Genomic DNA, 19,975 nt, shown 5'->3' on the forward strand with positions numbered 1-19,975 from the left:
ACATCGCGATGACCGACGCCCAACCTCCGCAGCTGTCGTGGGCGCAGCGTTTCCGCGGCGCCATGCTCGGCGGGGCCGTCGGCGACGCGCTCGGGGCTGGCGTGCGGGGCACGAGCACCGCCGAGATCCAGCAGTGGTTCGGGCCGCAGGGCGTCGTCGACTACCTGCCCGTGTACGGGCGGCGCGGCGCGGTCACCGATCTGACCCAGCTCACCGTGTTCACCCTGGAAGCCCTGCTGCGCGCGAAGGCCGCCAACCCGGGCGGCAACGGGTGGTTGCCCACGGAGTTCGTCTTGACCAACTACCTGCGCTGGCTGCATACCCAGGGCGTTCCGTGGGACTACGCGATGTCGGCGTACCTGTCGGCGGAACCCGCGCCCACCAGCTGGTTGCTCGAACGGCCGGAGCTGTACTCGACCCGCAACCCGGACGGCGCGGCGATCGCCCTGCTCGGGCGGATGGCCCGGCGGTCCCCGCTGGGCGCCGACGGCCTGCTCCGGCCCCCGACCGGTGCGGACGGTTTGGCGGACTGCGTTGCCTGGGCGGCGCCGGCCATGGTGTGGTCGAACGTGCCGGAGGCCGTGTATTCGACCGGCGCTTCGACCGCGAACCTGTTCACCTCCGCGCCGAACACGATCAGCGCGGCCGGCATGCACGGTGACGTGCTGGCGCAGCTGATCCGCGGGGTGCCGTTGTGGGACGCCGTGACCGCATCCGACCGCAACCGGCTCGGCAGCGCCTACCAGGTCCGCGAGGTTCCCGCCGACGTCCGGCGGACCGTGCACGCGGCGATGTTCGTCGGGCAGCGGGGCATTCGTCCCTCCCCATCGGACATCGACATCGAATTCGACACCGAGGACAAGCCCGGCGAACTCGGCATCGCGCTGGCCGCGGTGGGCAGCACCCGGAACTTCGCCGACGCGGTGCGGGTCGCCGTGAACCAGTCCAGCGACAGCGCCGTCACCGGTGCGCTGGCCGGGCAGCTCGCCGGAGCGATCTACGGGCCGAGCGGGATTCCCGCGCAGTGGGTGGGCGAACTCGAACTGCGCGAGGTCATCGAGATCCTCTGCGCGGACGCCACCGAAGCCTTCGCGCCGCCACCGCCGCCGCAGTGGGCGCAGCGGTACTCGCCGAACCCGCGGCGGCTCGCTGGTCCCCGGGAACTCGCCGGCGGCTCGCCGAACACCGTCGAAGGCTCCGCCGAGCAGACCATGATCATGCCGGCGATCACGGCGTCGTCGGATGCCGCCGACACGCCCCCGCAGGGCATCCCACCGCAGAGCACGCGCGCGGCGAACATCGGGGCGCCGACTTTCCCGGCGGCCCGGGCCGAAACCCCGGCGGAGCCGGTGGAATTCGCGGCGACCGACCCGTCGAGCACCGGGCCCATCCCGGTGCCGCACCTGCTGTCGGCCAAAGCACCGGTCGAAACCACCCCGGTATTCCCGACGATCGACGCTCCCGCGGAGGCGGTCGCCCCGGAGCAGTTCGAACGGGAGCCGCAGATCGGGGCGTTCCCGCCGCTTGCCACCTCCAGCGCGGCGGCCGAGGTCGCGGCTCGGGCCGAGGGATTCACGACGCCGGTCAAGCCCCGGGACGAGGCCCGCTCGGCATCGGTCGAAGAGCGGGAGCAGCCGGTTTCCGAGGAGCGTCCGCAGGCCGTTTCCGCAGCGGCTGAGCCGGATTTCACGCCGATCGTCGTGCCTGGGGCCGACGACATCGCCGCCGCTACGGCGTTCGCGTCGCGACCTGCCGACGACGAAGCCGAAGCAGCGCCCAGGGCGCCCGAGGTCGCAGCCGCCGAACCGGGGTCCGCGGAGCGCGCTGCCGCCGAACCAGGAATCGCCGCGTCCGAGGAGTTCGCGGAGTTCGCTGGCAGCGCGGTCGAAGAGGCGGTCGCCGAGCCGGAGATGTCCGCGCCGCTGGGACTCGTTGCGGAGGACGTCGTCCCGGCTTCCTCCGCCGGAGATCCACTCGAAGCCGAGCCGCCCGCCGTTTCGCAGCCGGCGCCGGAGCGAGAGCCGGTCGACATGGAGCCGCCCGCGCGCGAACCGATCGACCTCGGACCAACCGAGTTCGAGACGGCCCCCAACGAGCTCGAAGCCGGGGCGGACCAGGTCGAATCCGACGCACCGGCAGGCATCACCGCCGAGGAGTACCGGCCGGAAGCTGCCGGATCGGTCCTGCCGGAAGCAGACGTGCTCGCCGCCTTGCCGAAGGTGAACGGAGCGGTCCTGCCGGTCGCGGAGACCGCGCCGGAGGACATCGGCGCGGCGGTCGAGCTCGCGGATGCCGCCGGGACCGAACCGGTGGCGGCGGTCGAGCGACCGAGTGCTGATGAGCCCGTGCCGGATGCGGACGCAGAGTCCGGGCTGTCGGATGTCGATGACGACGTCGTCGCGGGCCGCGTCTCGCGGGGGAGTGCTGACGTCGATTCGCCAGAGTCGGCCACCGCTGAAGCCGAGCCGGGGCAGGCAACCCGGAGTACAGAGCCGTCGAACGTCGATCACATCGCTCGCCGCGTCGACCCGCTAGCGGCAGTCGCGGAAGACGTCGAGCCGGTGGAGGCAACCGGGGCCGGCGAGTCCGGACCCACGGGCGCTGCTGACGTCGGGGACCACATCCCAGCTAGGGCCATTGCCTGGTCAAAGGCAGCCGAGCCGACTGGAACCGGAGAGGTCGAGCCGGCCGAGGTCGCCGGATCCGTGCAGCCGGACGCCGGGCTCCAGCAGCAGGAAGAATCCGCCGACGCAGAGCCGAAGTTTCCGGAAGCGGTGCCGGCGGTGCCGGCGGTGCCGCCGATCGTTCGCGGCGAGCACGCCAAGGCCGACCGCCCCGCCGACAGCGCTCCGTCCCTCACCGAGCGGGTGCTGGGCTGCTTCCTCGGCGGGGCGCTCGGCGACGCCCTCGGCTCCGACCTGGAGTTCATCAGCGCCGAGGAGATCTCCAAGCGCATCGGCCCCGACGGCCCGAGCGGCCTGCGCGAGGCGTACGGGGTGCACGGCGCGATCACCGACGACACCCAGATGACGCTGTTCACCGCCGAAGGCCTGATCCGCGGCAGCGTCGCCGACCGGATGCTCGGCTCCGAGGACCCGCTGCCCGAGGTGCAGCTCGCCTACCAGCGCTGGCTGCACACGCAGGGCATCGACTGGGATGCCGCCGCCGGGCGGTTCCTCGGCGACTATCCGGCGCCGGACGGCTGGCTGATCGAGGTGCCCGGCCTGTTCCAGACCCGCGCCCCCGGCAAGACCGTGTGGCGTGCGCTGGCCCGGTTCGGCGACGGCCACCCGGCCGGCTCGTTCACCGAGAAGATCAACGATTCCAAGGGCTGCGGCGGCGTGATGCGCGCCGCCCCGGTCGCGCTGTGCTCCACCGATCCCGCCGAGGTGTTCCGGCTGGCGGCCCGCACCGCCGCGCTGACCCACAGCCACCCCGCCGGCTACCAGTCCGCCGGTGCGCTCGCGGTGATCGTCCAGCAGGCGCTGCTCGGCCGCGGCCTCGACGACGGGGTGTGGCTGGCCCTGCAGGTCCTGGAGATCTGGGAGGACCACGAAGAGACCAGCGCGATGCTGAAGGCAGCCGTGGGCCTGGCCGAGGCGGGCGTGCCGACGCCGCAGCAGGTCGCCGAAACCCTCGGCGGCGGCTGGGTCGGCGAGGAGGCGCTGGCCATCGCCGTGTGCGCGGCGCTGGCCGGCGGCGAGGACGTCGAGCTCGCGCTGCGGATCGCCGTGCACCACGACGGAGACAGCGACTCCACCGGCGCGATCTGCGGGAACATCGTCGGCGCGCTGCTCGGCGTCAGTGCGCTCCCGATCGACTGGCTGGCCGAGCTGGAACTGCGCGATGTCGTCGAGCAGATGGCGCTGGACTGCGTCGCCGAGTTCGGCCAGGGCGCGTTCCAGCCGGGCCCGGCCGCCATCGAGCCGCCGTCCGACGAGGACTGGAACGAGCGCTACCCGGTCCGTCCGCAGTGGTCGGCCATGCCGGAAACCGCGCTGCCTGTCGCCGAGTTCCCGGCGCCCAAGCCCGCGCCCCGGCGAATCAGCGGTCGCGTCCACGCTGAAACGTTCGAGGGGGAGGACAAGTGATTCTCGGGACGCACATCTGGGGCACGCACTGCGCGGTCGGTAGCGAGCTGCGGTTGATGACCGAGTTGCTGGACGGCGCGGTGCGGGTCGACGGCAGCCCGGACCCGATCCCGGTCGAGCAGGTGACCGCGGTGTTCTTCGACCAGGAGGACGACGCCCACCCGGTGCGCCCGCAGTTCCCGGCGCCCGCCGCCTTCGGCCAGGTGCCGGACCGGTCCGCGCTGCAGCGGGACCTGGTCGGTGCGCTGCAGGACGTGGTCGCCGCCGCGCTGCCGGAAGGCTGGCGAGAGGCCCAGGTGAACTGCACGGCCCTGGGCACCAGGATCGAGATCACCGCGACGGTGACCACCGACGAACAGCACCAGTGGATCCCCGCGCAGGAGGTCGTCGACGCGCTGCGCCGGCTGCGCAACGTCGAGTACCGCCCGGAGACCGGCGCGTGGACCTCCGCGCGCCTCGCCATCAGCGGCGACGGCGCCGACTACCGGACCGGGCACGACGCACCACAGTGGACTCGCGCGGGCGAGGACCTCCGCGGGTCCTACGACGAGCTGCGCTTCTTCCCTTGCACGACCGCGGCGGACTGGCTGCTCGAAGCCGCGTGGCGGCACCACGCGAACAACCGCGGCAACTCAGATCAGCCCGGCCCGGTGCGGATGGTCCAGGTTTTCGACGGCCGCGACGCCGACGACCGCCCGGTGGCGCACCGGCCCGCGCTGCCGTGGGCGGAGAAGCAGATGGTCCTCGACTACCTCTTCGGCGGCGAGATCCTCCTGTCGGCCCCCGGCACCTCGCCGGATGAGGTGGACCCGCAGCGCCCGCCGGAGGTGCCGAAGCAGTTCCACACCGACGGCGCCTGGGTGTGGCCGCTGGCGATGGCCTACTACCTGGAGGCGCACGACATCGCGCCGCCGCGCGACTTCCTCGAACACATCCGGCGCAACGGCCACCGGCCGCCGGAAGCCGTGGCCGAGCGCGCCGCGGCGGAGGCGAAAGCGCTGGTGCTGGGCGCCGACGCCGACACCCTGGAGAACGTCCCGCCGGCCGAGGCGATCGAGCTGGCCGGGGCGATCATCGGCGCGATGGGCATGAGCCGCCGGTTCTACAGCTTCGAGCAGCCCGTCGAGGGCGGCTGGGCCATGCTCCGCGAGCTCGACGGCTGGTGGTCGGTGTTCTGCGTCGACAACGGCGAGGTCAAGAACAAGTCCCGGTTCCCGGAGCCGTTCGGGGCCGCCGCGCACCTGGTCGGCGCGATGGCGCTGACCCGCGACCTGTTCCTGCGCGCGCCCGACGAGCCGCTGGCCGACTTCGAGTGCCCGATCCGGCCGCTGCCCGGCGAGCCGCCGCTGGACGCCTACGACGACAAGTTCCTCGTCGACCTGCGCGCGGGCGACGAGGTCGACAGGTTCGGCGACCCGGCGGGCAACACGGTCTTCGTAGCGGGCACGACGCTGCCGCAGCGGTCCGCCCCGCCGCAGCAACCGGCCGGGGAGTACCGCCGGTACCGGGTGGTCACCGCGCTCCGGGTGGTCTCCGGGGTGGCCAAGCCGGACTTCGGGCAGGTCGGCGGCGGCACCGCCTTCGTCCTCCCGGCCGACGTCCAGTCGCTGGTCGCGGAGGGCGTGCTCGCCGAGGTCTGAGAGCCTGTCGGCGAATGCCGTCCGCGCCTTTGGAAGCGGCGTAGCCGCTTGCATTCACCTTGCCAAGACGACCATCGGCGGGTTCTGAGAGGTTTTCTGGCGAGGACGGCCCCTCCGCCGCGTATTGGACATACATCAGGAGGGGCACCCGCAGTCCAGGGAACCTCTCAGGTTCCGCTAAGCGACCACCCGCCCAGACCATTCACCAACAGGGCTCTAAGCCGGCCGGCTCGCGTTGTCCGGAGACGCGGGTCACACGGCGGCGCGGAACCGGTTCGCTCCGGCGTCGGTCTACTGCGGCGATCCGCGGCCGGTCCGGACCTCGTGGGAGGACGCCCGCGGAGGCGCTGGCGGTGGCCAACGCCGCAGGGGTGGAAGTCGTCGTCGACGGCCCGGACGGTGATCCGCGACCGCTGCGCCAGGACCACGGCCGCATCCGGTGGCAGCAACCGGCGCCCGGCCGGCCGATCGGCCACGCCCCGTGCGTCGTGGTGCGGCCCACCTGAGGCCACCCGATGTGATCCATCTCGCCGGGCGGGAAGGTCTTGTCGCCGTGGGTAGAGTGTCGGGACGAGGAAGACGTGAGCTCGCACCCACGATGGGCGCCACCGCAGCGCCGGGTGATCGAGCAGGTCAAGGGGGACCCCGTTTTGACCCTCTGAGAACGGGGCAGGTATCTTTGTTTATCGGACCCGACACCCATCGGGTCGATCCGCATGCCCGTGCATGACGTGGTCGCCAGCCGCTGGTTGAGACCGCGCCAGCGCCGAGGATGTGTGGGACTTCTCTCGACAACCCTTTGGGGTCGTTCCCATTGGGGCGCATCGGCGCCGAAAGGCCGAGGAGTGGGCGACACGCCCGACCTCGTGGTGCGGGAGGAGTCCGGAAACACAGTGCCTGACAGGTGCTCGACGCCAGGGCACGCCGAAGCTCGAACGAGCGGCCGCTTGGTCGAGTACCAGAAGACGCGAACGCTGACAGAAAGCCGGTCCATGCCCACCATCCAGCAGCTGGTCCGTAAGGGCCGCCAGGACAAGGTCGCGAAGACCAAGACCGCGGCGCTCAAGGGGAGCCCGCAGCGGCGTGGCGTGTGCACCCGCGTGTACACGACCACCCCGAAGAAGCCCAACTCGGCACTGCGCAAGGTCGCTCGTGTCAAGCTGACCAGTGGCATCGAGGTCACGGCCTACATTCCGGGCGAGGGCCACAACCTGCAGGAGCACTCGATCGTGCTCGTTCGTGGCGGCCGTGTGAAGGACCTCCCCGGCGTGCGCTACAAGATCATCCGCGGTTCCGCTGACACCCAGGGTGTGAAGAACCGCAAGCAGGCTCGCAGCCGGTACGGCGCGAAGAAGGAGAAGAGCTGATGCCCCGCAAGGGTCCGGCCCCGAAGCGGCCGCTGCACGCCGATCCCGTGTACGGCGCGCCGCTGGTCACGCAGCTGGTGAACAAGGTCCTCGTGGACGGCAAGCGCTCGCTGGCCGAGCGGATCGTTTACGCGGCGCTGGAAGGCTGCCGGGAGAAGACCGGCACCGACCCGGTCGTCACGCTCAAGCGTGCCCTCGACAACGTGAAGCCGACCCTGGAGGTCCGCAGCCGCCGCGTTGGTGGCGCGACCTACCAGGTGCCGATCGAGGTGCGCGCCGGTCGTTCCACGACCCTCGCGCTGCGCTGGCTCGTCGGTTACTCCCGGCAGCGCCGCGAGAAGACCATGGTCGACCGCCTGATGAACGAGCTGCTGGACGCGAGCAACGGTCTCGGCGCGAGCGTCAAGAAGCGTGAAGACACGCACAAGATGGCGGAGTCCAACAAGGCCTTCGCGCACTACCGCTGGTGATGTCGGGTCGGCTCTTGCCCGCCTCGGCGCACCGATTCGACAGCTTGCACCTGCTGTAGGGAACGGGGAAGAAACTCGTGGCACGCGACGTGCTGACAGACCTGACCAAGGTCCGCAACATCGGCATCATGGCCCACATCGATGCGGGCAAGACCACCACGACCGAGCGGATCCTCTACTACACGGGGATCACGTACAAGATCGGCGAGGTGCACGACGGCGCCGCGACGATGGACTGGATGGAAGAGGAGCAGAAGCGGGGTATCACCATTACCGCAGCTGCTACCACGACCTTCTGGGGCGACACCCAGATCAACATCATCGACACCCCGGGCCACGTCGACTTCACGGTCGAGGTGGAGCGGTCGCTGCGCGTCCTGGACGGCGCGGTCGCGGTGTTCGACGGTAAGGAAGGTGTCGAACCGCAGTCCGAGCAGGTCTGGCGTCAGGCGGACAAGTACGACGTCCCGCGTATCTGCTTCGTCAACAAGATGGACAAGCTGGGCGCGGACTTCTACTTCACGGTTCGGACGATCGAGGAACGCCTCCACGCCCGGCCGCTGGTGCTTCAGCTGCCGATCGGCGCCGAGTCCGACTTCCAGGGCGTCATCGACCTGGTCCGGATGAAGGCCCTGACCTGGCGCGGCGAGGTCCAGAAGGGTGAGGACTACGAGGTCGAGGACATCCCGGCCAACCTCGCCGAGCAGGCCGCGGAATACCGCGAGAAGCTGATCGAGGCCGTCGCGGAGTCCGACGACGCTCTGATGGAGGCCTACTTCGGTGGCGAGAAGCTGACCGAGGAGCAGATCAAGAGCGGCATCCGCAAGCTGACCAACAGCCGCGAGGCGTTCCCGGTGCTCTGCGGTACCGCGTTCAAGAACAAGGGTGTCCAGCCGATGCTGGACGCGGTGGTGGACTACCTGCCCTCGCCGCTGGACGTCCCGCCGGTGCAGGGCCTGCTGCCCGACGGTGTGACCCCGGCCGAGCGCAAGCCCAGCATCGACGAGCCGTTCGCCGCGCTGGTGTCCAAGATCGCCGTGCACCCGTTCTTCGGCAAGCTCACCTACGTCCGGGTCTACTCGGGCAAGGTCTCCGCGGGCACCCAGGTCATCAACTCGACCAAGGAGCGCAAGGAGCGCATCGGGAAGATGTTCCAGATGCACTCCAACAAGGAGAACCCGGTCGACGAGATCCAGGCGGGTCACATCTACGCGGTGATCGGCCTGAAGGACACCACCACCGGTGACACCCTCTGCGACCCGGCGAACCCGATCGTGCTGGAGTCGATGACCTTCCCGGCACCGGTCATCGAGGTGGCCATCGAGCCCAAGACGAAGGCCGACCAGGAGAAGCTGTCCACGGCGATCCAGAAGCTCGCCGAGGAAGACCCCACGTTCCAGGTCAAGCTGGACGAGGAAACCGGTCAGACCATCATCAAGGGCATGGGCGAGCTGCACCTCGAGGTGCTCGTCAACCGGATGAAGACCGACTTCAAGGTCGAGGCCAACATCGGCAAGCCGCAGGTGGCCTACCGCGAGACGATTCGCAAGTCGATCGACAAGTACGAGTACACGCACAAGAAGCAGACCGGTGGTTCCGGTCAGTTCGCGCGCGTGATCATCGGCCTGTCGCCGATCGAGCAGACGTCCGAGAGCGCGACCTACGAGTTCGCGAACAAGGTCACCGGTGGGCGCATCCCGCGGGAGTACATCCCGTCGGTGGACCAGGGCGCGCAGGACGCGATGCAGTACGGCGTGCTGGCCGGCTACCCGCTGGTCGGCGTGAAGGTGACCTTGCTCGACGGCCAGTACCACGAGGTCGACTCGTCGGAAATGGCGTTCAAGGTCGCGGGTTCGATGGCGCTGAAGGAAGCCGCTGCGAAGGCCTCCCCGGCGCTGCTCGAACCGATGATGGCGGTCGAGGTGACCACGCCCGAGGACTACATGGGCGATGTCATCGGCGACCTGAACTCCCGCCGTGGCCAGATCCAGGCCATGGAGGAGCGCAGCGGTACCCGCGTCGTCAAGGCTCTCGTGCCGCTGTCGGAGATGTTCGGGTATGTCGGCGACCTGCGGTCCAAGACCCAGGGTCGTGCCAACTACTCGATGGTGTTCGACTCCTACGCCGAGGTTCCGGCGAACGTGGCTAAGGAGATCATCGCCAAGGCAACGGGCGAGTGACCCGCTGCTCGGTCGCGGCCAGCCGGGACCGAGCGGGAGGCAACGCCTCGCGAAGGCGACCGGGGAGCAATCCCCTCCAGTTCGGCGGCGGACGGGCCGCCATCCCGTAAGGACAGTGTTCTTCCGGGATCGGGGGCCCGCTCGTCACCTACCCGACAGGACTCCGCCTGGCACAACAAGTCGTACGGCGGAAAGTTAACAAGTCCAGGAGGACAATCCAGTGGCTAAGGCGAAGTTCGAGAGGGACAAGCCGCACGTCAACATCGGGACCATCGGTCACGTTGACCACGGCAAGACCACGCTCACCGCGGCCATCACCAAGGTTCTGCACGACAAGTACCCGTCGCTGAACCCCTTCACGCCGTTCGACGAGATCGACAAGGCGCCGGAGGAGCGTGAGCGCGGCATCACGATCCAGATCGCGCACGTCGAGTACCAGACCGAGAAGCGCCACTACGCCCACGTGGACGCCCCCGGTCACGCCGACTACGTGAAGAACATGATCACCGGTGCCGCGCAGATGGACGGCGCGATCCTGGTGGTCGCGGCGACCGACGGCCCGATGCCGCAGACCCGCGAGCACGTGCTGCTGGCCCGCCAGGTCGGCGTGCCCTACATCCTGGTCGCGCTGAACAAGGCCGACATGGTCGACGACGAGGAAATCCTCGAGCTCGTCGAGATGGAGGTCCGCGAGCTGCTGTCGGCCCAGGAGTTCCCGGGCGACGACGTGCCGGTGGTCCGCGTTTCCGCGCTGAAGGCGCTGGAGGGCGACGCCGAGTGGGGCGCCAAGATCGTCGAGCTGATGGACGCGGTGGACGAGAACGTCCCGGAGCCGGTCCGCGAGATCGAGAAGCCGTTCCTGATGCCGATCGAGGACGTCTTCTCCATCACCGGCCGCGGCACCGTGGTCACCGGCCGCATCGAGCGCGGTGTCGTCAAGGTGAACGAGGAGGTGGAGATGGTCGGCATCAAGGAGAAGCCGATCAAGACCACCGTCACCGGTGTCGAGATGTTCCGCAAGCTGCTCGACGAGGGCCAGGCGGGTGACAACGTCGGTCTGCTGATTCGCGGTATCAAGCGCGAAGAGGTCGAGCGCGGCATGGTCGTCGTGAAGCCCGGCACCACCACCCCGCACACCGACTTCGAGGCTCAGGTGTACATCCTGTCCAAGGACGAGGGTGGCCGGCACACGCCGTTCTTCAACAACTACCGGCCGCAGTTCTACTTCCGCACCACCGACGTGACCGGTGTGGTGACCCTCCCCGAGGGCACCGAGATGGTCATGCCGGGCGACAACACCGAGATGACGGTCGCCCTGATCCAGCCGATCGCGATGGACGAAGGTCTGCGCTTCGCGATCCGCGAGGGTGGCCGCACCGTCGGCGCCGGTCGCGTCACCAAGATCATCAAGTGACGTGACGAGGGCCCGCCCCCGAACCTTCGGGGGCGGGCCCTCTTGCTTTTCGATGACAACCTGCCGAGGGTTTCGTCCAGCCGGTGTCCCGCCTCGGCGAGTGAGCCCGGCGACAGTTCTCCCCGTAACCCCACCCCCGGTTTGGGCTGGATAAACGGGTATGGCATCCTGTATAGGTTGCTCGTTCAGGGCGGCCGGGTTTTGAACCGACCGAATTCGAGAAGGTTCGAAAGTTCCGGCCGCCTTGCTGCGAGGGCCTCGCGCCCTTGTTCCGGTTCAGGACCGTTCTCAGACGGTGCTGATGCCGCCGGATTCCCGGTGGCGGGCCGAACAGGGCACAAAAAGGTGTACGGGCCGCAAGGCTCACCCCGTCGGCGACGTTCGCGGGGACCGGTATGCGGTAGCTGGGCGACACGCCCGACCGCGGGTACCGGGCACCAGATACCTGAACAGGGGCGGACTGAGAGCTGTGGCGCCTCCCGGCATCGGGACGACACAAGGCTGAGGCCGCGTGGGGCACCACCGCCCGCGAGGGTGCGGTGCACCCGCACCCAAGACGAAACCGCGGCACGAGACTAGAGGAACGGCAAGCCACTATGGCGGGACAGAAGATCCGCATCCGGCTCAAGGCCTACGACCACGAGGCGATCGACGCGTCCGCACGCAAGATCGTCGAGACCGTGACGCGCACCGGCGCTCGGGTCGTCGGGCCAGTGCCGCTGCCCACGGAGAAGAACGTCTACTGCGTCATCCGCTCCCCGCACAAGTACAAGGACTCGCGGGAGCACTTCGAGATGCGGACGCACAAGCGGCTCATCGACATCCTCGAACCGACGCCGAAGACGGTTGACGCGCTGATGCGCATCGACCTGCCGGCCAGCGTCGACGTGAACATCCAGTAAGCGCGGCGACGAGGTAGCTGGAGAGAACGAGACCTATGTCTGACAGGCAGATCAAGGGGATTCTGGGCACCAAGCTCGGCATGACCCAGGTCTTCGACGACCAGAACCGGATTGTCCCGGTGACGGTCGTGCAGGCCGGGCCGAACGTGGTAACCCAGATTCGGACCCCCGAGAAAGACGGCTACTCGGCCGTGCAGCTGGCGTTCGGCGCCATCGACCCGCGCAAGGTGAACAAGCCGCGGGGCGGCCACTTCACCAAGGCCGGCGTCACCCCGCGCCGCCACGTCGTGGAGCTGCGCACCGCGGACGCCGGTGAGTACGAGCTGGGCCAGGAGATCGGCGCGGACGTCTTCGAGGCGGGCGCGGTGGTCGACGTGGTCGGCACCAGCAAGGGCAAGGGCTTCGCGGGCACCATCAAGCGGCACGGTTTCCGTAGCCAGGGTGCCAGCCACGGTACCCAGGCGGTGCACCGCAAGCCGGGCTCCATCGGTGGCTGCGCCACCCCGGGCCGCGTGTTCAAGGGCATGCGGATGGCCGGGCGGATGGGCTCGGACCGCGTCACCACCCAGAACCTGAAGGTTCACAAGGTGGAGTCGGAGACCGGCCTGCTGCTGATCAAGGGCGCCGTCCCCGGTCCCAAGGGCGGCCTGGTCCTGGTTAAGAGTCCTGCGAAGGGTGGTGCGTGATGAGCCTGACGCTCGACGTCCGTACCCCGGACGGTAAGACCGACGGCACCGTCGAATTGCCCGCCGAGATCTTCGACGTGCAGGCGAACGTGCCCCTGATGCACCAGGTCGTGGTGGCCCAGCTGGCCGCTGCGCGCCAGGGCACCCACTCCACCAAGACGCGCGGCATGGTGTCTGGCGGCGGCAGGAAGCCGTACCGCCAGAAGGGCACCGGCAACGCCCGGCAGGGCTCCATCCGGGCCCCGCAGTTCACCGGCGGTGGCGTCGTCCACGGGCCGCAGCCGCGGGACTACTCCCAGCGGACCCCGAAGAAGATGAAGGTCGCCGCCCTGCGCGGTGCCCTCTCCGACCGGGTTCGCGCCGGCCAGCTGCACGTGGTCACCGGCGTGGTCGGCGGCGAGACGCCGTCCACCAAGTCGGCGAAGACCGCGCTGCGCAACTGGACCGAGGCCAAGAAGGTTCTGGTCGTGCTCAACCGCCACGAGGAGGAGAACTCGTGGCTGAGCCTGCGGAACCTGCAGAACGTGCACCTGATCGACCCGGGCCAGCTGAACACCTACGACGTCCTCAACAGCGATGACGTGGTGTTCACCAAGTCCGCGTTCGAGCGTTTCGTCGCGGGCCCCGTCAAGGGCCGGTCGGTCAAGGCCGCCGCGTCTTCCGCAGAGGAGGCACAGCAGTGAGCGCCGACCCGCGAGACATCATCCTTGCGCCGGTGATCTCCGAGAAGAGCTACGGGCTGCTCGAACAGGGGCAGTACACCTTCCTGGTGGACCCGCGCTCGAACAAGACCGAGATCAAGATCGCGGTCGAGAAGATCTTCGACGTCAAGGTGACCAGCGTCAACACGATCAACCGCAACGGCAAGCGCAAGCGTTCCCGGTCCGGGTTCGGCAAGCGCAAAGACACCAAGCGGGCGATCGTCACCCTGTCGCCGGAGAGCAAGCCGATCGAGATCTTCGGCGGACCGGCCGCCTGACCGGTGCTGATTAGGACGAGGTTGCGTTAACAATGGGCATTCGCAAGTACAAGCCGACGACGCCGGGCCGTCGTGGCGCGAGCGTGTCCGACTTCGCCGAGATCACCCGGTCGGAGCCGGAGAAGTCGTTGGTGCGTCCGCTGAACAAGAAGGCGGGCCGCAACGCTCAGGGCAAGATCACCACGCGGCATAAGGGTGGCGGTCACAAGCGGGCTTACCGCGTGATCGACTTCCGCCGCAACGACAAGGACGGTGTGCCGGCCAAGGTCGCGCACATCGAGTACGACCCGAACCGCAGCGCTCGGATCGCGCTCCTGCACTACGCCGATGGCGAGAAGCGCTACATCATTGCGCCGAACAACATCAAGCAGGGCGACGCCATCGAGAGCGGTGCGCGTGCGGACATCAAGCCGGGTAACAACCTGCCGCTGCGCAACATCCCGACCGGCACCGTGATCCACGCGATCGAGCTCCGCCCCGGTGGCGGCGCCAAGATCGCGCGGTCGGCCGGCGCCCGGGTGCAGCTGGTGGCCAAGGACGGCCCGTACGCCCAGCTGCGGATGCCCTCGGGCGAAATCCGCAACGTGGACGCGCGGTGCCGGGCCACCGTCGGCGAGGTCGGCAACTCCGAGCACGCCAACATCAACTGGGGCAAGGCCGGCCGCATGCGGTGGAAGGGCAAGCGCCCGACCGTCCGCGGTGTCGTGATGAACCCGGTGGACCACCCGCACGGTGGTGGTGAGGGCAAGACCTCCGGTGGTCGTCACCCGGTCAACCCGAAGGGCAAGCCGGAGGGTCGCACCCGCCGCCGCAAGCCCAGTGACAAGCTCATCGTCCGCCGTCGCCGTACTGGCAAGAAGCGCTGAGCAGGGAGGTAAGCAAACATGCCACGCAGCCTGAAGAAGGGCCCGTTCGTGGACGACCACCTGCTCAAGAAGGTGGACGTGCTTAACGAGTCGGGCAAGAAGACCGTGATCAAGACCTGGTCCCGCCGGTCGACGATCATCCCGGACATGCTGGGCCACACCTTCGCGGTGCACGACGGTCGCAAGCACATCCCGGTGTTCGTCACCGAGTCGATGGTCGGGCACAAGCTGGGCGAATTCGCCCCGACCCGCACCTTCAAGGGCCACGTCAAGGATGACCGGAAGTCGCGCCGCCGCTGAGCGGGTCTGTGACACGAACGAGTAAGAGCAAGGGGTAGCAGGATGACAGCCCGTTCCGACGACACTGCCGCGGAGGAGACCCCGCGCGCAGTGGCGCGGGCCCGGTTCGTCCGCGTGTCGCCGATGAAGGCGCGGCGCGTGGTCGAGCTCATCAAGGGCCGGAGCGCCAGCGATGCCCTGGCCGTGCTTCAGTTCGCGCCGCAGACCGCCAGCGGTCCGGTGTCGAAGGTGCTCGCCAGTGCGATCGCCAACGCGGAGAACAATCTTTCCCTCGACCCCGAGACGCTGTGGGTGCACCACGCGTACGTGGACGAGGGGCCGACGTTGAAGCGGTTCCGGCCGCGCGCGCAGGGCCGTGCGTACCGGATCCGGAAGCGGACAAGCCACATCACGGTCGAGATCGAGTCTCGGCCGCGTGCGGCGACCAAGTCCCGAAAGAGCCAGAAGGGGAGTGCCCGGTAGTGGGTCAGAAGATCAACCCGCACGGCTTCCGACTCGGCATCACCACGGACTGGAAGTCTCGCTGGTACGCCGACAAGCAGTACTCGGAGTACGTCGCGGAGGACGTCAAGATCCGCCGGCAGCTGTCTCGCGGCATGGAGCGCGCTGGGATCTCGAAGGTTGAGATCGAGCGCACCCGCGAGCGGGTCCGCGTGGACATTCATACCGCCCGGCCGGGCATCGTCATCGGCCGCCGCGGTGCCGAGGCGGACCGCATCCGCGGTTCGCTGGAGAAGCTGACCGGTAAGCAGGTTCAGCTCAACATCCTCGAGGTCAAGAACCCCGAGGCGGACGCCCAGCTGGTCGCGCAGGGCGTGGCCGAGCAGCTGTCCAACCGCGTGTCCTTCCGGCGCGCGATGCGCAAGGCCATCCAGTCGGCCATGCGCTCGTCGCAGGTCAAGGGCATCCGGGTGCAGTGCTCGGGTCGCTTGGGCGGCGCGGAGATGTCCCGCTCGGAGTTCTACCGCGAGGGTCGGGTTCCGCTGCACACGCTGCGCGCGGACATCGACTACGGCTTCTTCGAGGCCCGCACCACCTTCGGCCGTATCGGCGTCAAGGTGTGGATCTACAAGGGCGAGCTGGTCGGTGGCCTGAAGCAGAAGCAAGAGCAGTCCGAGGTCCGTCCGCCGCGCGGTGGTGGCGACCGCGGCGACCGCGGCGACCGCGGCGAGCGCGGCGAGCGCGGTGGCCGTTCCGACCGTGGTGGTCGTCGCCGGGGTGCCGGTGGCGCGGACCGCGCTGCAGCTGACAAGTCCGCCAAGGCCGAGAAGGCCGCGGAGGGCGAGCAGCCGCAGGCTGCTGCGGCTGAAGAGAAGACGGAGGGCTGAGACGTGCTCGTCCCACGCAGGGTGAAGTGGCGTAAGAGCCACGCGCCGAAGCGTACGGGCTTCGCCAAGGGTGGCACCCGGATCAACTTCGGCGAGTACGGCATTCAGGCGATCGAGCACGGCTACGTGACCAACCGGCAGATCGAGTCGGCCCGTATCGCGATCACCCGGCACGTCAAGCGTGGCGGCAAGGTGTGGATCAACATCTTCCCGGACCGCCCGCTGACCAAGAAGCCGGCCGAAACCCGTCAGGGTTCCGGTAAGGGTTCGCCGGAGTCCTGGGTCGCCAACGTCAAGCCCGGACGCATCATGTTCGAGCTGACCTTCCCGAACGAGAAGACGGCGATCGAGGCGCTGACCCGTGCGGCGCACAAGCTCCCGATGAAGTGCAAGATCGTGTCCCGTGAGGGTGGTGACTTCTGATGGCAGCGGGTGTCACCGCATCCGAGCTCCGCGAACTCAACGAGGAGGAGCTCGCCCAGCGGCTGAAGGAGGCAAAGGAGGAGCTGTTCAACCTCCGCTTCCAGATGGCCACGGGTCAGCTGCAGAACAACCGGCGGCTGCGCGTCGTCCGCCAGGACATCGCCCGGATCTACACCATCATGCGCGAGCGCGAATTGGGCCTGACGGTTTCCCCCGAAGGCGCTGAGGAGGGAGCGGCATGAGTGAGAAAGGACAGGGCGTGGAGCGCAACCGTCGCAAGGTGCGCGAGGGCTACGTCGTCTCGGACAAGATGGACAAGACGATCGTGGTCGCCCTCGAAGACCGCAAGAAGCACGCCCTCTACGGCAAGGTCATGCGGCAGACCAGCAAGGTCAAGGTGCACGACGAGGCCAACACGGCCGGTGTCGGCGACCGCGTGCTGCTGATGGAGACCCGACCGCTGTCGGCCACCAAGCGCTGGCGGCTCGTCGAGGTCGTCGAGAAGGCCAAGTAAAACTGAACGGTTGCGGCTGGCTGACCGCTGCGGGACACCCATGCCCGGGCAATGCCGGGAATTCTCCCAGCGGTCGGCCGGTTCGCGTTCCGGAAGTTGACCGCGCGCGTCAGGTCGGAAATTTGGCGCGCCAGAGTGTGCTCGGGCCAGGTCCGAGTACTTAGGGTCAGGAGTCAGACGTGATCCAGCAGGAGTCGCGACTGCGTGTCGCCGACAACACCGGGGCCAAGGAGATCCTCACGATCCGTGTCCTCGGTGGGTCGGGTCGGCGGTACGCGGGCCTCGGGGACATCATCGTGGCGACCGTCAAGGAAGCCATCCCCGGTGCCGGAGTCAAGAAGGGCGATGTGGTCAAGGCCGTCATCGTCCGCCAGAAGAAGGAAAAGCGTCGGGCGGATGGTTCCTACATCCGGTTCGACGAGAACGCTGCGGTGCTGGTCAAGCCCGGTGGCGAACCGCGGGGCACCCGTATCTTCGGGCCCGTCGCCCGCGAGCTGCGCGACAAGAAGTTCATGAAGATCATCTCGCTCGCGCCGGAGGTTTTGTGATGAAAATCAAGAAAGGCGACACGGTCGTCGTCATCTCCGGCAAGGACAAGGGCGCCAAGGGCAAGGTCATCAAGGCCATGCCGCAGGAGCAGCGCGTGCTGGTCGAGGGTGTCAACCGGATCAAGAAGCACACCAAGGTCTCCCGGACCGAGCGTGGCGCGCAGTCCGGCGGCATCGTCACCCAGGAAGCGTCGATCCACGTGAGCAACGTGATGGTCGTGGACTCCGACGGCAAGCCCACCCGGGTCGGCTACCGCATCGGTGAGGACGGCAAGAAGGTTCGCATTTCTCGTCGTAACGGTAAGGACATCTGATCATGACTACCTTGGAAAAAGGCGCTGAGAAGATTGTCCCGCGGCTGAAGACCCGTTACCGCGAGGAGATCCGCCTGGCGCTCAACGAGGAGTTCAACTACTCCAACGTGATGCAGACGCCCGGCGTGGTCAAGGTCGTGGTCAACATGGGTGTTGGCGACGCCGCTCGGGACAGCAAGCTGATCGAGGGCGCGGTCCGCGACCTGTCGATCATCACCGGTCAGAAGCCGGAGATCCGCAAGGCCCGCAAGTCCATCGCGCAGTTCAAGCTCCGCGAGGGCATGCCGATCGGTGCGCGGGTCACCCTGCGCGGCGACCGGATGTGGGAGTTCCTGGACCGCCTGGTCACCATCGCGCTGCCGCGAATCCGCGACTTCCGCGGGTTGTCGCCGAAGCAGTTCGACGGCAAGGGCAACTACACGTTCGGCCTCAACGAGCAGTCGATGTTCCACGAGATCAACCCGGACAACATCGACCGCCCACGTGGCATGGACATCACTGTCGTTACCACGGCCACCAACAATGAGGAGGGCCGGGCGCTGCTGAAGCACCTGGGCTTCCCGTTCAAGGAGAACTGAGCGATGGCCAAGAAGGCGCTGGTTATCAAGGCGGCGCGCAAGCCGAAGTTCAACGTCCGCGGCTACACCCGCTGCCAGCGCTGCGGCCGGCCGCGTGCGGTGTTCCGCAAGTTCGGGCTGTGCCGGGTGTGCTTCCGCGAGATGGCGCACGCGGGCGAACTGCCCGGCGTGAGCAAGTCTTCCTGGTGACTGCCCGCCTGCTGCGGGGATGCCGGCTCCCGGTACCCTCAGCGGGCCTACCAGGGCTGATGCCCACGCTCCGCGGCGAACGCCGTGCTTGCACGTGAAATGACAAGGGATCCGGCTGCTCGGCCGGGAAACCCCGAACTTCGTCCAGGCCAGGGCCCAGACGGCCACCCGGATCCCGGGTGGTGCGCGGTCGGGGCCCATCGGAACCAGACGAGAAAGGTTGAGCAGGTCATGACGATGACCGATCCGATCGCAGACATGCTGACGCGTCTGCGCAACGGAAACTCGGCATACCACGACGAGGTCGTGATGCCGCACTCCAAGCTGAAGGCGAACATCGCCGAGATCCTCAAGCGGGAGGGCTACGTGTCCGGCTCCCGCGTCGAAGAGGGCGAGAACTGCAAGCAGCTCGTCGTCGAGCTCAAGTACGGCCCGAACCGCGAGCGGAGCATCGCGGGCCTGCGCCGGGTCTCGAAGCCCGGCCTGCGGGTCTACGCCAAGTCCACCAACCTTCCCAAGGTGCTGGGTGGCCTGGGCGTCGCGATCATCTCGACCTCCGGCGGTCTGCTGACCGACCGGCAGGCCATGAAGAAGGGCGTGGGCGGGGAAGTCCTCGCCTACGTCTGGTAAGGGAGGAGGAGCGGCAATGTCGCGCATTGGAAAGCTGCCGATCACCGTCCCCTCCGGCGTCGAGGTGACCATCGACGGCCCGGCGGTGAACGTGAAGGGCCCCAAGGGCAGCCTGCAGCACCAGGTCGCCGAGCCGATCGTCGTCGAGCGGGACGAGGACGGTTCGATCCTGGTGAAGCGCCCCAACGACGAGCGGGAAAGCCGTTCGCTGCACGGGCTCACCCGGACGCTGGTCAACAACATGGTGATCGGTGTCAGCCAGGGTTACCAGAAGAACCTGGAGATCCACGGCGTCGGTTACCGCGTGCTGCAGAAGGGGTCGAACCTGGAGTTCTCCCTCGGCTACAGCCACCCCATCGTGATCGAACCGCCGGAAGGCATCCAGTTCGCCGTAGATGGTCCGACCAAGCTGTCGGTCAAGGGCATCGACAAGCAGTTGGTCGGCGAGATCGCGGCCAGGATTCGCAAGCTGCGCAAGCCCGACCCGTACAAGGGCAAGGGTGTCCGCTACGCAGGTGAGATCATCCGCCGCAAGGTCGGGAAGACGGGTAAGTGA

The 19,975-nt window shown here is 68.3% G+C and carries 24 protein-coding genes; all 24 read left to right on the forward strand.

The window, feature by feature from the left end; all coding sequences use genetic code 11:
- Positions 1–8 precede the first annotated feature (8 nt).
- The 24 genes from DL519_RS33325 (at position 9) to rplF (ending at position 19,975) form a co-directional block, all read left to right on the forward strand.
- On the forward strand, positions 9–4,091 hold the full coding sequence (locus DL519_RS33325) for an ADP-ribosylglycohydrolase family protein (RefSeq protein WP_190820730.1): 4,083 nt from the start codon (positions 9–11) through the stop codon (positions 4,089–4,091).
- Positions 4,088–5,731: a TNT domain-containing protein gene (locus tag DL519_RS33330; protein ID WP_190820732.1), complete on the forward strand. Its 1,644-nt coding sequence runs from the start codon at positions 4,088–4,090 to the stop codon at positions 5,729–5,731. The genes DL519_RS33325 and DL519_RS33330 overlap by 4 nt, the downstream gene beginning before the upstream one ends.
- Positions 5,732–6,084: 353 nt before the next feature.
- Positions 6,085–6,237 carry a hypothetical protein gene (locus DL519_RS33335; protein ID WP_190820734.1) on the forward strand — a complete coding sequence of 51 codons (153 nt, stop codon included), beginning with the start codon at positions 6,085–6,087 and terminating at the stop codon, positions 6,235–6,237.
- A 486-nt stretch (positions 6,238–6,723) separates the two neighbouring features.
- A complete protein-coding gene (rpsL, locus tag DL519_RS33340; RefSeq protein ID WP_009948619.1) occupies positions 6,724–7,098 on the forward strand; it encodes a 30S ribosomal protein S12 in 375 nt (124 codons plus the stop codon).
- Complete coding sequence (rpsG, locus tag DL519_RS33345) at positions 7,098–7,568, forward strand: 30S ribosomal protein S7 (protein ID WP_168585508.1); 471 nt, start codon at positions 7,098–7,100, stop codon at positions 7,566–7,568. Before rpsL ends, rpsG begins: the two co-directional genes overlap by 1 nt.
- Before the next feature lie 77 nt (positions 7,569–7,645).
- On the forward strand, positions 7,646–9,748 hold the full coding sequence (fusA, locus tag DL519_RS33350; RefSeq protein ID WP_190820735.1) for an elongation factor G: 2,103 nt from the start codon (positions 7,646–7,648) through the stop codon (positions 9,746–9,748).
- A gap of 220 nt (positions 9,749–9,968) precedes the next feature.
- The gene (gene tuf, locus DL519_RS33355) at positions 9,969–11,162 is read left to right on the forward strand and encodes an elongation factor Tu (RefSeq protein ID WP_190820737.1); all 1,194 of its coding nucleotides are present in this window, start codon (positions 9,969–9,971) and stop codon (positions 11,160–11,162) included.
- 596 nt (positions 11,163–11,758) lie between these two features.
- Complete coding sequence (gene rpsJ, locus DL519_RS33360; RefSeq protein WP_009948626.1) at positions 11,759–12,064, forward strand: 30S ribosomal protein S10; 306 nt, start codon at positions 11,759–11,761, stop codon at positions 12,062–12,064.
- 35 nt (positions 12,065–12,099) lie between these two features.
- Positions 12,100–12,750, forward strand: a complete 651-nt coding sequence (gene rplC, locus DL519_RS33365) for a 50S ribosomal protein L3 (RefSeq protein WP_190820739.1) — start codon at positions 12,100–12,102, stop codon at positions 12,748–12,750.
- Positions 12,750–13,433: a 50S ribosomal protein L4 gene (rplD, locus tag DL519_RS33370; protein ID WP_190820741.1), complete on the forward strand. Its 684-nt coding sequence runs from the start codon at positions 12,750–12,752 to the stop codon at positions 13,431–13,433. Before rplC ends, rplD begins: the two co-directional genes overlap by 1 nt.
- Complete coding sequence (rplW, locus tag DL519_RS33375; protein WP_190820743.1) at positions 13,430–13,729, forward strand: 50S ribosomal protein L23; 300 nt, start codon at positions 13,430–13,432, stop codon at positions 13,727–13,729. The genes rplD and rplW overlap by 4 nt, the downstream gene beginning before the upstream one ends.
- A gap of 32 nt (positions 13,730–13,761) precedes the next feature.
- Positions 13,762–14,595, forward strand: a complete 834-nt coding sequence (gene rplB, locus DL519_RS33380; protein ID WP_010315421.1) for a 50S ribosomal protein L2 — start codon at positions 13,762–13,764, stop codon at positions 14,593–14,595.
- A gap of 18 nt (positions 14,596–14,613) precedes the next feature.
- Positions 14,614–14,895, forward strand: a complete 282-nt coding sequence (gene rpsS, locus DL519_RS33385) for a 30S ribosomal protein S19 (RefSeq protein ID WP_093265642.1) — start codon at positions 14,614–14,616, stop codon at positions 14,893–14,895.
- Between the two features lie 42 nt (positions 14,896–14,937).
- Entirely contained in the window at positions 14,938–15,357 is a 420-nt protein-coding gene (gene rplV / locus DL519_RS33390) for a 50S ribosomal protein L22 (protein ID WP_190820745.1), read from the forward strand.
- The gene (gene rpsC, locus DL519_RS33395; RefSeq protein ID WP_168585502.1) at positions 15,357–16,223 is read left to right on the forward strand and encodes a 30S ribosomal protein S3; all 867 of its coding nucleotides are present in this window, start codon (positions 15,357–15,359) and stop codon (positions 16,221–16,223) included. Before rplV ends, rpsC begins: the two co-directional genes overlap by 1 nt.
- 3 nt (positions 16,224–16,226) lie before the next feature.
- Positions 16,227–16,646 carry a 50S ribosomal protein L16 gene (gene rplP, locus DL519_RS33400; protein WP_010315411.1) on the forward strand — a complete coding sequence of 140 codons (420 nt, stop codon included), beginning with the start codon at positions 16,227–16,229 and terminating at the stop codon, positions 16,644–16,646.
- Positions 16,646–16,888 (forward strand): 50S ribosomal protein L29, encoded by a 243-nt coding sequence (gene rpmC, locus DL519_RS33405; RefSeq protein WP_168585501.1) that lies wholly within the window; start codon positions 16,646–16,648, stop codon positions 16,886–16,888. The genes rplP and rpmC overlap by 1 nt, the downstream gene beginning before the upstream one ends.
- Positions 16,885–17,160, forward strand: a complete 276-nt coding sequence (rpsQ, locus tag DL519_RS33410) for a 30S ribosomal protein S17 (RefSeq protein WP_190820747.1) — start codon at positions 16,885–16,887, stop codon at positions 17,158–17,160. Before rpmC ends, rpsQ begins: the two co-directional genes overlap by 4 nt.
- A 179-nt stretch (positions 17,161–17,339) precedes the next feature.
- Positions 17,340–17,708, forward strand: a complete 369-nt coding sequence (gene rplN / locus DL519_RS33415; RefSeq protein WP_010315405.1) for a 50S ribosomal protein L14 — start codon at positions 17,340–17,342, stop codon at positions 17,706–17,708.
- Positions 17,708–18,022, forward strand: coding sequence for a 50S ribosomal protein L24 (gene rplX, locus DL519_RS33420; protein ID WP_010315402.1), 315 nt, complete (start codon positions 17,708–17,710; stop codon positions 18,020–18,022). The genes rplN and rplX overlap by 1 nt, the downstream gene beginning before the upstream one ends.
- 2 nt (positions 18,023–18,024) lie before the next feature.
- A complete protein-coding gene (rplE, locus tag DL519_RS33425) occupies positions 18,025–18,600 on the forward strand; it encodes a 50S ribosomal protein L5 (protein ID WP_190820749.1) in 576 nt (191 codons plus the stop codon).
- Positions 18,601–18,603: 3 nt separating this feature from the next.
- Positions 18,604–18,789 (forward strand): type Z 30S ribosomal protein S14, encoded by a 186-nt coding sequence (locus DL519_RS33430; protein WP_010315398.1) that lies wholly within the window; start codon positions 18,604–18,606, stop codon positions 18,787–18,789.
- Between the two features lie 231 nt (positions 18,790–19,020).
- Positions 19,021–19,419 carry a 30S ribosomal protein S8 gene (gene rpsH, locus DL519_RS33435; protein WP_010315396.1) on the forward strand — a complete coding sequence of 133 codons (399 nt, stop codon included), beginning with the start codon at positions 19,021–19,023 and terminating at the stop codon, positions 19,417–19,419.
- 16 nt (positions 19,420–19,435) lie between these two features.
- Positions 19,436–19,975, forward strand: a complete 540-nt coding sequence (gene rplF / locus DL519_RS33440) for a 50S ribosomal protein L6 (RefSeq protein ID WP_190820751.1) — start codon at positions 19,436–19,438, stop codon at positions 19,973–19,975.

The organism is Saccharopolyspora pogona (assembly GCF_014697215.1).
In the GTDB taxonomy this organism is placed as follows: Bacteria; Actinomycetota; Actinomycetes; order Mycobacteriales; family Pseudonocardiaceae; genus Saccharopolyspora; species Saccharopolyspora hattusasensis.